Raw genomic sequence first — 13,995 nt, forward strand, 5'->3', positions numbered from 1 at the left:
GATGTCCGGCTTCTTCATCAACCGGCCGATCTTCGCCTGGGTGATCGCCATCGTGATCATGCTGGGCGGCCTGCTCGCGCTGCAATCGCTGCCGATCTCGCAATATCCGCAGATCGCGCCGACCACGGTCAACATCAGCGCCACCTACCCCGGCGCCGACGCCCAGACAGTGGAGAACTCGGTGACCAAGGTCATCGAGCAGGGCATGACCGGCATCGACAATCTCGATTACATGACGGCGACCTCGACCTCGACCGGCCAGGCCTCGATCACGCTGACCTTCACCAGCGCCGCCAATCCCGACACCGCGCAGGTGCAGACGCAAAATAAGCTGCAATTGGTTCAGTCGCAGCTGCCGCAGGTCGTCCAGAGCAACGGCATCACCGTCTCCAAATCCTCGACCGGATTCCTGATGGTCATCGGCTTCGTCTCCACCGACGGCAAGATGAACTCGACCGACCTCGCCGACTATGTCGACGCTACCGTCAACGACACGCTGAAGCGCGTCGAAGGCGTCGGCTCGACGCAGCTCTTCGGCTCCGGCTATGCCATGCGCATCTGGCTCGACCCCGATAAATTAGCGCAATACGCGCTGATGCCGACCGATGTCGCCACCGCGATCCAGGCACAGAACACGCAGGTTTCGGCCGGCCAGCTCGGCGGCCTGCCGGCGCGCAAAGGCCAGCAGCTCAACGCCACGGTGACGGCCAAGAGCCGGCTGCAGACCCCCGAACAGTTCCGCAACATCATCCTCAAGAGCAACACCGACGGCTCGCTGGTGCGCCTGAACGATGTCGCCAAGGTCGAGATCGGCGCCGAAAGCTACACCACCCAAGCCCACTACAACGGCAAGCCGGCCGCCGGCGTCGCCGTCAACCTGGCGACCGGCGCCAACGCCATCAGCACCGCCGAGGCGGTGCGCACGACCATCAACCGCCTGAGCTCGACCTTCCCGCAAGGCGTCGAGGTCGTCTACCCGTACGACACCTCGCCCTTCGTGCGCCTGTCGATCCAGGAAGTGGTGAAGACGCTCGCCGAAGCGATCGTGCTGGTGTTCCTGGTGATGCTGCTGTTCCTGCAGAACCTGCGCGCCACCATCATCCCGACGATCGCCGTGCCGGTGGTGCTGCTCGGCACATTCGGCGTGCTCTCCTTCTTCGGCTATTCGATCAACACGCTCACTATGTTCGCCATGGTTCTGGCCATCGGCCTGCTCGTCGACGACGCCATCGTCGTGGTCGAGAATGTCGAGCGCGTGATGCAGGAGGAAGGCCTGCCGCCGAAAGAGGCGACGCGCAAATCGATGAACGAGATCACCGGCGCCCTGATCGGCATCGCCACCGTGCTGTCGGCCGTGTTCGTGCCGATGGCTTTCTTCGGCGGCTCCACCGGCATCATCTACCGGCAATTCTCGGTCACCATCGTCTCGGCCATGGTGCTCTCGGTGCTGGTGGCACTTGTGCTGACGCCGGCGCTGTGCGCGACGATCCTGCGCCCCGCCAAGGATCACGCGACGCAAAGGGGTCCGTTCGGCTGGTTCAACCGCCTCTTCGACCGCGGCACGATCGCCTACCGCGACGGCTCGCATGGCATCATCAACCGCCCGTGGCGCTTCCTTGCCGTGTTCCTGGCCATCGTCATCGCCATGGGCTGGATGTTCGCCCGCCTGCCGAGCTCGTTCCTGCCGGAGGAGGATCAGGGCATCCTGATCACCAGCGCCTCGCTGCCCGTCGGCGCGACCCAGGATCGCACTGAGCGCGTGCTCGCCAAGGTGACCGACCATTATCTCAACGAAGAGAAGGACGCGGTCGACGGCGTGTTCACCGCTTCCGGCTTCGGCTTCGGCGGCGCCGGGCAGAATGTCGGCATCGACTTCGTGCGGCTGAAGGATTTCGACCAGCGCAAGACACCGGCGCTCGCCGCGAAAGCAGTGGCCGGCCGCGCCATGGGCGCTTTCTCCAAGATCAGGGACGCACAGGTCTTTGCGCTCGCGCCTCCCGCCATCCAGGGTTTCGGCAACACCAACGGCTTCGATTTCTACCTGCAGGACGTCAACGGCGCCGGCCACCAGGCGCTGATCCAGACACGCAACCAGCTTCTGAGCTTGGCCGCGAAGAGCACGCTGCTCGCCAACACCCGGCCCAACGGCCAGGAGGATCAGCCGCAATTCTCGGTCGACATCGACCAGGAAAAGGCGAGCGCGCTGGGCATCGGCCTCGCCGACATCAACAACACGCTTTCGACCGCCTGGGGCAGCAACTACGTCAACGACTTCATCGATCGCGGGCGGGTGAAGCCGGTTTATCTTCAGTCGGACCCGGACTTCCGCATGCAGCCGGAAGATCTCGACAAATGGCAGGTCCGCAACTCCGGCGGCGCCATGGTGCCGTTCTCGGCCTTCACGTCCAGCCACTGGGCCTATGGGTCGCCCCGCCTCGAACGCTATAACGGCTCGGCGGCGGTCGAGATCCAGGGCGCCGCGGCCGCCGGCCAGAGCTCGGGCGCGGCCATGGACGAGATCGACAGGCTGGTCGCGCAACTGCCCGCAGGATATTCGCACGAATGGACCGGGCTGTCGCATCAGGAGCGGCTGTCCGGCAACCAGGCGATGTCGCTGTATCTGATCTCGGCGCTCGTCGTCTTCCTCTGCCTCGCCGCGCTCTATGAAAGCTGGTCGATCCCGTTCGCCGTCATGCTGTCGGTGCCGATCGGCATATTCGGCGCGCTGGCGGCGGCCACTCTCTTCGGCCAGACCAACGACGTCTATTTCAAGGTCGGACTGCTCACCACCATCGGGCTCGCGGCCAAGAACGCCATTCTCATCGTCGAGTTCGCCATCGAGCGGCAGTCTGCCGGCATGGGGCTGGTCGAAGCGACGCTGGAAGCGGCGCGACAACGCCTGCGGCCGATCCTGATGACGTCGCTGGCCTTCATTCTCGGCGTCACCCCGCTTGCGATCGCCAGCGGCGCGGGGTCCGGCGCGCAGAACTCGGTCGGCATCGGCGTCATGGGCGGCATGATCGCGGCGACCGTGATCGGCGTATTCCTTGTGCCGCTGTTGTTCGTCACGGTGCGCCGCATCTTCAAAGGCAGGGCTGCCAAGCAGAATTCGGGCGGGACACAAGCGACAGCCACTCCGGAATAAAGGCTTCTCTCAAATGTTTGATTTTGAACGCGGTCTCGCGACCGCGAAGGGACTCTTTTTGCCCGCGTTTGCCGCTGCCCTGCTCTCGGGATGCGTCGTCGGTCCGGATTACCAGAAGCCTCTGCTGGCGATGCCGGCAAGCTGGAGCGGGCAGAAGGCGGCGAAGCCGGCCAAGCCTGCGCAATTGTCGAAATGGTGGCAGCGCCTGCGCGATCCCGAGCTCAACGCGCTTGTGGACGAAGCAGTCGCCGGCAATCTCGATGTTGCAAGCGCCAGGGCCAAGATCCGCGAGGCGCGGGCGAGCTACCGCCAATCGGTGGGCACATTGCTCCCGTCCGCCGACGGATCGGCCTCCGCCACCCGCAACAGGGTTTCGGCGACGTCCGCCGGCACCGCAGCCAGCGAGACCTATAGCCAATATCAGGCGGGCTTCGATTCCAGCTGGGAACTAGACCTCTTCGGCGCCAACCGCAGGGGAGTCGAGGCGGCGAGCTACGGGCTGGACGCTTCCGAAGAGGAACTGCGTTCGACCCTTCTCACGTTGGTTGGCGATGTGACCTCAAACTACGTCCAGGCGCGCGGCTACCAGGCGCGCATAGCGCTTGCCCGACGCTCCGCCGCATCGCAGCGGCAGACAGCCCAGCTCACCCGCACCATGGCTCTGGCCGGCTCGGCGACCGCGGCGGATGTCGCCAAGGCGGAAGGACAGGCGAGCAGCACGGAAGCCGGCGTTCCGAGCCTGGAAGCGAGCTATGCCGAGGCCGTGCATCGCCTTTCCGTGCTGACCGGGCGGCCGCCGGCCGCCCTCAACGAGCGCTTGAAGCGCGCAACACCGATCCCGGCGCCGCGCCTGCCGATCCCGACCGGTATCCCGGCCGACATTCTGCTCACCCGCCCGGACGTGCGCGTGGCCGAGCGGCAATATGCGCAGTCGACCGCCAAGATCGGCCAGGCCGAGGCCGCGCGCTATCCGAGTGTCAGCCTGACCGGCGACATCAGCACCACATCTCTCAAGCTCGGCGATCTCGGCAAGAACTCCACCATCGGCTGGTCCTTTGGCCCCACGCTCAGCGTGCCATTGTTCAACGGCGGCCAGTTGCGGGCGGCCGTCGACGTCGCCAAGGCTCAGCGCGACCAGTATTTCGTCGCCTACAAGGCCGCGGTGCTGACGGCGCTGGAAGACGTGGAAAACGCCACCGTTTCAATGTCGCAGGAGCGCATCAGAAACGGCAAGCTCGCCTCCTCCGCGAAATCCTACGGCGATGCCGCGCGGCTTGAAAGAACGCTTTACAAGGCTGGCGAGGCCAACCTTCTCGACGTGCTCGATGCCGAGCGTTCAGCCTATTCCGCCGACGATTCCGTCCTGCAAAGCCGAGTCTCGATCGCCACCGATTATATCGTCCTGAACAAGGCGCTCGGCGGCGGCTGGGACGGCGCGATCGACACGGCCAGGCCCGAAATCATCGATGTCGACACCGGGCCGCGCCTGGCATCGAAGACCCAATGAGACGAGACCAGTGGACCTGGGCGCACGATGTCTATTCGCCTGTTGACGACCCGTACAAATCTCCGTGAGCCATGGCCGCAAACAATATCCCACTATATAACAGCCTCGTTGAGGTAATGAGATGTCAGGCGCCTACGATCTTGGAACCAATCTGGTCCGCCGTATCTATGAAAAGCGCATAGATGCACCAGCCATTCTTGATGCCGGCACGCATTTTCCCAATGCCGCGAAGTTCGCCGCCGCCTGGCAAGATATTCGCGATGAGGCCCTGGCGGCAAAGCTGAACAAGGCGCCGCGCTTCCACGACATCATGCCGGAGCAGGCCGATATCTCGGCCAATGATGGTCTCGACTGGCGCATGTTCGTGCTCAAAGCCTATGACATGACGGTCCCGGAAAACCTCGCGCGCATGCCGGTCCTGAGCCGGCTGCTTAAGGAGTGCCCCGAAGTCAAATCGGCGGCTGTCTCGTTCCTCGCCCCGCGCAAGCATATTCCGCCGCACCGCGGGCCCTTTCGCGGCATCATGCGGTTCCATCTCGGCCTGGTTATCCCTAAACAACCGGACGGCCGTCCGGCAACGATCATGATGATCAATCACGAGGAAAGGCGCATCGCCGACGGCGAGTGCATGCTCTGGGACGACACGTTCGAGCACGAGGTCATGAACAATTCGGATCAGCCCCGCGTCGCGCTCCTGCTCGACGTGTGGCGTCCGCAAATGCCGCTGGACATGGAAATCCTGTCGCGCGTGATCGTGCGCGGCGTGCAGGTGGGTATGCGCTATCGCGGCGTGTCGTTCGGCGGCTGAATCTTGCGATCAAGACTTGCTAAAGCTTGCCCGACGTCAGTGCCCAAAGCACCTTCGACGCCATGGCGAGAGCCGGCGGACAGGGAGTCCAATGGATATGACCCCGAACATCAAGGCACCCGTTCCCAGCCCCGGGCCCGGAGGCTGGCTCAACCAGACGATCGCCGGAGCCGGCGTGACAAGCGCGCTCGGCGACTTCTGCTACGAGACCACGACAGTGATCCTTCCGGGGTTCCTTGCTGTTCTCGGCATTCCAGCAGCAGCCCTCGGCGTCATCGAGGGTATTGCGGATGCCATCGCAAGCTTCACCAAGATGGTCAGCGGCTACGTCGCCGACAAATTCGGCCATCGGAAATTCCTGGTGCTGGTTGGTTACGGCATGACGCCGCTCGGGCAGGCGTTCATTGCGCTTGCGGCCGGATGGCCGGTCATCCTGCTTGGCCGTATCGTGTCCTGGTTCGGAAAGGGCCTGAGAGGTCCCCTGCGCGATGCGATCATGGTGCAGGCGATCACGCCCGAAACCCGTGGCCGGGCGTTCGGCTTCCATCGCGCCATGGACACCATTGGCGCGGTGGCCGGGCCGCTTCTCGGCGTCTTCCTGCTTGGCTGGGCACAGAGCCTGCGTTGGGAAAATGCCGCCGGACCTTTTCGCATGGTATTCTGGCTCACCCTCATTCCCGGGGTGCTCGCGGTACTCGCCTTTCTGGTCCTGGTCAGGGATCCCGAGAAGTCACCCAATCCGGAACTGAAGTTCTTCTCGACACTGCGTGACCTGCCGGCACGCTTTAAACGCTATCTTGCGGCGGTCGGCATCTTCGGTATCGGCGATTTCTCACACAGCCTGCTGATCCTGGCGGCGACGCAGTTGCTCACACCTTCCCTGGGCGTCATCAAGGCCGCCCAGCTGGCGGGCCTGCTCTACGTCTGGCGGAACGTCGTTCAGGTGGTGACATCTTATCCGATTGGCGCGCTTGCCGATCGGTTCGGCCATCGCAATATGCTGGTCATCGGCTACGCGTTGGGCGTTCTTACCGCCGCTCTGACCGCGCTTGCCTTTGCAGGAGCCGAAAGCTTGGCGCTACTCACGGGAATTTTCCTCGTCGCCGGCCTCTATGTCGCGGTTCAGGAGGCACTGGAACCGACTGTGACCGCCGAAATGGTGAGCCAGGACACGCTCGCAACCAGCTACGGCGCGCTCGGCACCGTCAACGGCGCGGCGAAATTCGTCTCCAGCACGTCGGTCGGCGTGTTGTGGAGCGCGGTTTCGCCGATCGTCGGGTTCGGTGCCGCTGCTGTGCTGATGGGCACCGGCACGATCGCCCTCCTGCGGATTCGAACGGAACAGGGCTGACCCTATCGCAAGCAGAGCCATGCGATGGGCCCTTCTTAAGCAGGGCTTGGCCCGGCATTTACCCAAGTGGTGCTTGGCAGAAAGATGCTCCTACCCGCCGCTTGGCCCGTATTGCAGAACCTGAACTTTCTCCAGCGTCACCAGACCGCTCGGCATGATGCCTTCCAAGACCGGCAGAAACGCGTTGATCTTTTCCTCGCTATCGACGATCTCGACGACGAGAGGCAAATCCAGCGAAAGCCGAAGAATTTTGGCGGTGTGAAGGCGGCTGGAGTGGCCAAAACCCATCCCGCCACGCAGTACCGTCGCGCCCGCGAGATGCATCTCGCGGGCCTGCAGCACGATTGACTCGTAAAGTGGATGGCCGGGACCTCGGTCATCCTCACCGATGAAGATGCGTAGAAGCATAGCCTGGCTCGGTATCTGCATGATCTCCTCCCAAGCGGTTGAGACGGACTGCCGCCCTCGCCTAGGCTTGCGCTGGCACGCACCGTTGCTTTCTATGTATGCGCTCTCCAAAATATTTCATCGTACAGGTCTTGGCCGAAGCTCGTTTGCAATGGAGCTGACTCTGTCAGCTTGAAGGTCCTTGCGCCGTCCTCTCGCCTTTCGGCGCGCAGAAACATCGTATTTCGCAGGTTGCGTTCGTGGAGACCATGGGCAAATTCGAAAAGGTGCGTCACGAAGTAGGCCTTGACCCCGGTCTCGGTCAGGGCCTCGACGATCTGCCTCGCGATCTCGGAGCCCTCGCGCTCATTTGTGGCTGCAAAGGACTCGTTAAAGAGCATCAAGGAGCCGGAAGCGACATGGTCGACGATCTCGTCCATTCGGCCGAGCTCTTCATCAAGCTTGCCGCTTTTCATGGTGGTGTCTTCCTCGCGCTTGAAATGGGTGAAGACGCCGCGAGCGATGTTGGCGCGGAAGGCCGTTGCCGCCACGAACATGCCGGCTTGCATCATCAATTGAGCCAGGCCGATGGCGCGCAGGAAGGTCGATTTTCCGCCTTGGTTGGCGCCGGTGATGATGATGAGATTCTTGCCGTCGGCATGAAGGTCGTTGCCGACCACTGGCTGACTGCTGTTCAGGGCCAGGCACGGATCACAGAGCTGTTCGACGGAATGCCGATCGCCGCCGGCGCCGGAAACGATCGGAAAGCAGATGGGCACGCCGATCCCGGCCAGGCGCTCATGCAGGTTGAGGCATCCGATGTAGAACGCCAGCTCCGTCGGCATCTGGGTGAAGAAGCTCAGAATATGATCGTTTGATTGGGCAAGCGCGTTGGCAACCAGGTTCACGCCGCGATCCTGCAATTCCGACAGCGCCCGTGCGCCTTGCTCATCGCGCGGATGGAGCTGATAGGTGAAAACGGGCGGCCCCTTGACGAACAGGCGCTTCCACCAGCTTCGGTCGATATCGAGAGGCTTGCGAAGCACATAATTGCCGCCCTTGTTTCCGGCCTGCAATTCGGCGCTCATCAGCACGCCGTCATTCAGCTTCAACTGCTTGAGATGGTACTGGATTTCAGCGAAGTACTCGGCGTCCAGCTCGGCGCGGATCATGGCGAAAAAGCCCTGAAAACCGGCAGATTTGAAGCAGGACGCCTGCTTTTCGGCGATCGACCTCAGCTTGCGCAGGCGCGAGACGAACATGGTCAGTACCTCGACGGACCGGCGCAGAACGGTGTCGGGATAGCCCATCAGGAGGCCCCAATGGTTCTTCTTCTCGCTTTCGATCGTCTCCACGGCGAGAGCGTAGAGCTCGCGGGTCAGCTCCGCATTGTTCAGGCAATCCCGCAGGATTTCCTGCCGGAATAGGATCGCCTCCTCGCCTTCCAGCGGGGCGACGACGACCCTTCGAGCCACCTCTTCCAGGACCTTGTCCTTGTCCGCCATCGCCGCGAACAGGGCGCCCAGCTCGAGATCCTGCGCAAGCGCCTGCGTTTGCCAGGGCGGTTCGTCGTCGCGGCTGAAGTCCTTGTCCCTGAAGAGGAGGAAGCACTTCATGGCGCCAGTCTTTTCCTTAGGTCGCCATAAGCGAGGCGATGCCGGCTGGCGATTGCCATCGCGTGGGACAGCCCATCGGCGGGTCGCCGGACGATCTTGAAGGTTCGCCGCACTGTATTCTTCGGATCGACCGTGCTGACCAAGCTTACCGTTTTTTCATTCAGCCTGCTCAATTCGTCGACGAAGGTGACGCAGACGGCCAGAAGATCGAGCCCGGAAAGCCGCTCCATTATCTCCCTGCCGAGAAACAGCGCGTCATGCAGGGTCGTGGACGTGAAAATCTCGTTCATGACGACGATGCTGTCTGCCGTCGCCGCGTGGAGTATCTGGTGGATACGCAGCAGATCGTCCTCCAGCTTGCCATGCAGGGACCGAACGTCCTCTTCCTTTTCGAAATGGGTGAAGAGCTGGTCGAACAGCAAGAGACGGGCGCTTTTGCCGGGCACCGGGCATCCGAGGCTCGCAAGGTAGTGCAGCTGGCCGAAGGCTCGGGCAAAGGTGGTCTTGCCGCCCTGGTTCGGGCCTGTCACCACGAAAATGCGCTCGGCGCCGTTCAGATGAAAGTCGTTGCCGACGACGACCGCTTTCTCGGCGTGAAGCTTCTGCGCAAGAGCGAGATCGAAGCTGCCGGTGCTGCAGATGTCTTTGCCGCCGCTCAGGACTTCGGGATAGCAGAAATCGAGCCCGTCACGACGCAGCGGCGCAATGTAGTCCAGATAGGCGAGATAGAACTGCGCCTGCCGGTCGAAGGCGCTGATCTTCGGGTCGACGAACGTCGCGTTCGCGGCGCAGAAGGTGTCCAGCGCCTCGAATAACGGCGGATAGAGTTGCGCCACCATGCCAAGCACGGCCGCCTCGATATGGTTCATCTCGAAGAAATCGGAGAAGTTGGCGAGATAGTCCTTCACGGCGCCGCGATTGAACCTGTCGAAGGTCTTTTCCACCTCCGCGCTGTAATCGATTTCGTTCTCCGGCTTGCGCACCCTGATGTGGCCGCCCTTGATGTGAAGACAGTAGCGAACGTTCGAAAGCTCATCCTTGATCCGCATCGCCTCCCGGCGAAGGGCAAGGAACTGGCTGGAACAGGTGTGCCGGGCGAGGAAGTCCCGGAATGCGATCAGCCCTCGCGACTGCAACCGCGCCTGGGAAAAATCGCCGCTAAGATCGGTCGCGGCCTCGCAATAGCTCGTCACGGCATCGAGAACCACTCGCTCCTTCTGGTAGCGGTAGTGGAGCTTGGCTGCCTTTGCGAGGGTTTCGCGCAGCTCGCGCATGCGCTGCGCAAACCGCCTGACGGCCCCGCTCACGGCGCCGTCTTCAAGATCTCGGAACACCTCGTGCCGGTAGCGAACGGCATCGGCCTGAAGGAGCGGGGCGCGGAAGAACGGGACCAGATTGTATTCCTGACGCCCATTGATCACGGCCGCGACGATCTGATCGAGATTGAGATCGGTGAAACAGGCCGGCTCGGCACCGGCTTCTTCCGGCACGCCGCCGAGGATGCTTTCCGTGAGCGCCGGATCGGGACGCGGTTCGGGTTTTTTCGCTTCGGCCTGCATGGCGCCCGTCGGGCCTGCGCCGCTGCCGGCCGCGTCCCTGTCGCGCACGATGATCGATCCAATGGACATGATCTCTCTCATTTGACGACCAGCACATGACAAGGCGCGAGTTCGACCAGACGATCCGTCGTGCTGCCGATCAGCCTGTTGTAGATGGCGGAATGGCCCATATAGCCGATCACCAGAAGATCGAAGCCGCCGCGCTCGATGAATTCGACGATGCAGGGCACGGCATGGCCGGCGACGACATGGGCCTCGAGCTTCACCTGGGCGGCCTTGGCGTGAAACTGCGCCTGCGCGATCACTTGCTGGTAGCGGTGATCTTCATCGAGCCTGTCCTCGACGACTTCGTCGATCGTCGCAGGGATATGCGGCATTTCCTCAACCGAGATCATGGCAAGCGGGGCCTTGAGGCGGTGAGCCAGCTTGAGAGCGACAGCAAGCGCCTTGGCGGCTCCATCCGAACCGTCATTGGCGATGAGGATCCTGCCGTACATGTCAGGCCTCCTCCTCCGCCGGCCGTGCCGGGCGGGCAGCACCTTCGATCGGCTTGAAATCCGGTTGGAACCAGCGCTGCGCGATGATCGTCGGCACCAGCGCGCTGCCGATCACGGCCGTCACCAGGATCGTGTACTGCTCTCGGTCGATGATGTGGTTGGTGAGACCGAAGAGCGCCGAAATCGTGCCGAAGGTCAGCCCGGTCGACATCAGCAGCGTGGTGTACATGCCTTCGCGCGCGCCAAAACGAAAAGCCTTGGTGAGCGGCAGGATGCCGACGAATTTGGTGGCCATCTTGATCGCGAGAAAGGTGGCGATCAGGCCGGCCGCCGAGATCACGGCATGAAAATCGACAAGCGAACCGGCCTTCAGGAAATAGAAGGGCGTGAGAATCGTGAAGGCGATGATGCGCATCCGGTGCGGCAGCTCCGGATCGGCGAGGAAGGTGGGTGCCAGCGCCATGCCGACAAGGTAAGCGGGAAGCACCGCCTCGCTGCCCGCGACAGTGGCAAGCCCGCCAAGGCCGAGCAGGACAAGCGAGATGAACTTCGTTTCCGGTTCGCTGACGCGATGGCCAACCCGGTCGAAGAACCACGGGGCGAAGCGGGGCAGCATCCACAGAGCCACTGCCGTCACGGCGCCGAACAGCGCCAGCCAGTAGTCGAAATGGGCGAAGACGACGCCGAGAGCGAGCACCGTGCCGAGGTCGTTGATGAAGCAGGCGGCAAGGATGATCTTGCCCATCTCGGTCTTGTTGAAGCCAGTCTCGACCATGACCGCATAGACGACCGCGACGGAGGTCGTCGAAAGCGATATCCCGGCGATCTGGGCCTGCGGCCAGGGCCAGCCGATTGCGTAGTGGGCATAGAGCAGGACGCCGATATAGGGCGCCAGAAATCCGACGACGCCGATCGACATGCTCGATCGGAAGTGCTTGCGCACGACAGTGCCGTCGATTTCGGTGCCGGCCAGGAAGGTCAGCAGGATCGCACCGAACCCTGCCAGAAAGTTCACCCATTCGGTCAGGTGAAGGCCGATCGTATTGCCGGCGACGGCCCCGACGATGATCTCGACGAGGGCGACCGACATCGCAACCCGGATGGAGATGACGGAAGCCAGCAGCGCCAGCCCCAACCAGACCGCCGAAACCAGCCACACATTTTCCATCGCGCGCTCCTCTCCCCAAGCAGCCTCAGGCGCTGAAACGGCAACAAAAAAGCCCGCGCGATGGCGGGCCGGTCTTTCACTCGTCCGACTCCCGCCGCGCATTTCCACGCTGCAGGAGTCATCAGCCCTCATCGGGCGGTTTTGGGGGACTCCATCCCCGTAAAACAACATAGGATTGTTTCAGAGTGCCGACAAGGCCGGCCCGGCGGCATTGGCGAACGCATTTCAACTCGAAACGTGAGAGAGTTATTGTCCGGTTTTCCGGCCCTAAAGCATGCCTCCCGAAGCGGGAACCGGTTTCGGGATAGAGACATGCGTAAAATCAAAACCTAAAGCGGATGGAGCGAATCTGGAAGATTGCGACGCGCTCTAAGCCCGCGCCTCGCGATACGTCCCTGCCCTGCTGCCGAGCTTGCCGGGAAACATCGCGTCCTTCGCCAGCAATCCGCTGACACGACAGAAGGCCGCGAAGGCGCGGCAGGCTTCCTCGGTGCTGGCGACATCGACAGTCGCGCCGAAGCAGGCGTTGAACGCGGCTTCATAGACCTTGCCCTGGCGGCGCTTCGGCCAATCCTGCAGAAAATCGAGCGCCTGCTCGACGCCGTAGATTTCCTCGACCGGCAGGCCGGGCGCGGGCGCAATACGCACCGGCACCTCGAATTGCAGTCTGTCCATTCCCTGTCTCCCGAACTGGCGCAGCCGGAGCAACGCCGCTCGTTCCGAAAAGTTGCTTTTGCGGGCTTCTGACTCGCAAATGTGACCTCAGTGCGGTGAAGAATCGGTTCGCGGGCGCGGCAGATCGGCGCCGGTCCGCATCGATGCCGCCTGCATTGCCAATGCCGGATTTCCACCGTATTGCCGGCCATCACAGCTGCCGTGGGCGAAAGATGAGCGAAATCCGGGTCGAGTCCCTTATCAAGCGCTATGGCGACACCACCGCGCTGGACGGCGTTTCGCTGGCCTTTCCGCAGGGATCGTTCACGGCGCTGCTCGGCCCTTCCGGCTGCGGCAAGACGACGATGCTGCGGCTGATCGCCGGCTTCGAGGCGCCGAGCGAAGGCCGCGTGTTCCTTGGCGGTGCGCTTGTCGCCGACCCGAAGCGGCAGCTGCCGCCTGAGGCGCGCAATGTCGGCGTCGTTTTCCAGTCCTACGCGCTATGGCCGCACATGGATGTCGCCGAAAACGTCGCCTATCCGTTGAAGGCCAGGCATGTGCCATCCGCCGGCATCCCAGCCCGCGTCGCATCCGTGCTCGACATCGTCGGCCTCGGCGGCTTCGCCAAGCGCCGCATCGACGAGCTGTCGGGCGGCCAGAGGCAGCGCGTGGCGCTCGCGCGCTGCCTGGTCGCGGAGGCCGGCATCATCCTGTTCGACGAGCCGCTCGCCAATCTCGACATGCATCTGCGCTCGGCCATGGTCGATGCCTTCCGCGATATCCACCGCCGCACCGGCGCGACGATCGTCTATGTCACGCATGACCAGGCCGAGGCGCTGGCGCTGGCGGATCGTGTCGCCGTGATGAGCAAAGGCAGGCTGCTGCAGGCCGCCCCTCCGCAGGAAATCTATCGTTCCCCCGCCGACGCCGCGGTTGCCGGTTTCGTCGGCCGCGGCAGCCTGGTCTCGGGCAACACCGTGCGCCATTCGGACAAGGCCTCGATCATCGATATCGCCGGCCATCGGCTCGCGGCGCGCAGCCACGACAAGCCGGCCGGCGCGGTCAAGGTCCTGCTGCGCCCGGAAGCCTTGCGCATCGCGGCCGAAGGCCTGCCGGCGACGGTGCTGGACAGCGTCTATCGCGGACCGGTGCATGAAGTGCGGCTGGCGCTCTCCGAGCACGGACAGCATCTGCTGGTCGACAGCACCGAAGCCTTGGCGACGGGACAGCGCGTGCATGTCGCCGTGTCCGATGCCTGGGTGGTGCCGGGCGCTTAAGAGCAATTCTAGGAAAAGCGCGCGGC

The 13,995-nt window shown here is 63.1% G+C and carries 11 protein-coding genes and 1 riboswitch; of the genes, 5 read left to right on the forward strand and 6 right to left on the reverse strand.

The features are described 5' to 3' along the window. The first annotated feature begins 1 nt into the window (after position 1). The 4 genes from RFM41_RS28995 (at position 2) to RFM41_RS29010 (ending at position 6,811) form a co-directional block, all read left to right on the forward strand. The gene (locus RFM41_RS28995; protein WP_320248681.1) at positions 2-3,145 is read left to right on the forward strand and encodes an efflux RND transporter permease subunit; all 3,144 of its coding nucleotides are present in this window, start codon (positions 2-4) and stop codon (positions 3,143-3,145) included. Between the two features lie 13 nt (positions 3,146-3,158). Beyond that, positions 3,159-4,652: an efflux transporter outer membrane subunit gene (locus RFM41_RS29000; RefSeq protein ID WP_320248680.1), complete on the forward strand. Its 1,494-nt coding sequence runs from the start codon at positions 3,159-3,161 to the stop codon at positions 4,650-4,652. Between the two features lie 121 nt (positions 4,653-4,773). Beyond that, positions 4,774-5,460: an aspartyl/asparaginyl beta-hydroxylase domain-containing protein gene (locus RFM41_RS29005; RefSeq protein WP_320248678.1), complete on the forward strand. Its 687-nt coding sequence runs from the start codon at positions 4,774-4,776 to the stop codon at positions 5,458-5,460. A 97-nt stretch (positions 5,461-5,557) separates the two neighbouring features. Beyond that, the gene (locus RFM41_RS29010) at positions 5,558-6,811 is read left to right on the forward strand and encodes an MFS transporter (RefSeq protein WP_320248677.1); all 1,254 of its coding nucleotides are present in this window, start codon (positions 5,558-5,560) and stop codon (positions 6,809-6,811) included. Positions 6,812-6,901: 90 nt separating this feature from the next. On the opposite strand, the gene RFM41_RS29015 is transcribed toward RFM41_RS29010, so the two are convergent. From RFM41_RS29015 to RFM41_RS29040, 6 genes are all read right to left on the reverse strand, one after another. After that, on the reverse strand, positions 6,902-7,240 hold the full coding sequence (locus tag RFM41_RS29015; protein WP_320248676.1) for a DUF190 domain-containing protein: 339 nt from the start codon (positions 7,238-7,240) through the stop codon (positions 6,902-6,904). Between the two features lie 71 nt (positions 7,241-7,311). Continuing rightward, complete coding sequence (locus tag RFM41_RS29020) at positions 7,312-8,703, reverse strand: MutS-related protein (protein ID WP_320248674.1); 1,392 nt, start codon at positions 8,701-8,703, stop codon at positions 7,312-7,314. 107 nt (positions 8,704-8,810) lie between these two features. Beyond that, positions 8,811-10,442: a MutS-related protein gene (locus tag RFM41_RS29025; RefSeq protein WP_320248673.1), complete on the reverse strand. Its 1,632-nt coding sequence runs from the start codon at positions 10,440-10,442 to the stop codon at positions 8,811-8,813. Positions 10,443-10,450: 8 nt separating this feature from the next. Then, the gene (locus tag RFM41_RS29030; protein ID WP_320248672.1) at positions 10,451-10,870 is read right to left on the reverse strand and encodes a universal stress protein; all 420 of its coding nucleotides are present in this window, start codon (positions 10,868-10,870) and stop codon (positions 10,451-10,453) included. A gap of 1 nt (position 10,871) precedes the next feature. Beyond that, positions 10,872-12,038 (reverse strand): cation:proton antiporter, encoded by a 1,167-nt coding sequence (locus RFM41_RS29035; RefSeq protein WP_320248670.1) that lies wholly within the window; start codon positions 12,036-12,038, stop codon positions 10,872-10,874. Positions 12,039-12,143: 105 nt separating this feature from the next. Next, positions 12,144-12,206, reverse strand: a riboswitch (Fluoride riboswitch). Between the two features lie 201 nt (positions 12,207-12,407). Further along, positions 12,408-12,713: a DUF982 domain-containing protein gene (locus RFM41_RS29040; protein ID WP_320248669.1), complete on the reverse strand. Its 306-nt coding sequence runs from the start codon at positions 12,711-12,713 to the stop codon at positions 12,408-12,410. Between the two features lie 212 nt (positions 12,714-12,925). Here RFM41_RS29040 and RFM41_RS29045 point away from each other — a divergent pair, with 212 nt between their 5' ends. Next, complete coding sequence (locus tag RFM41_RS29045; RefSeq protein ID WP_320248668.1) at positions 12,926-13,969, forward strand: ABC transporter ATP-binding protein; 1,044 nt, start codon at positions 12,926-12,928, stop codon at positions 13,967-13,969. Positions 13,970-13,995: the final 26 nt, after the last annotated feature.

Origin of the sequence: Mesorhizobium vachelliae (assembly GCF_033977325.1) — a bacterium.
GTDB lineage: Bacteria > Pseudomonadota > Alphaproteobacteria > Rhizobiales > Rhizobiaceae > Mesorhizobium > Mesorhizobium vachelliae.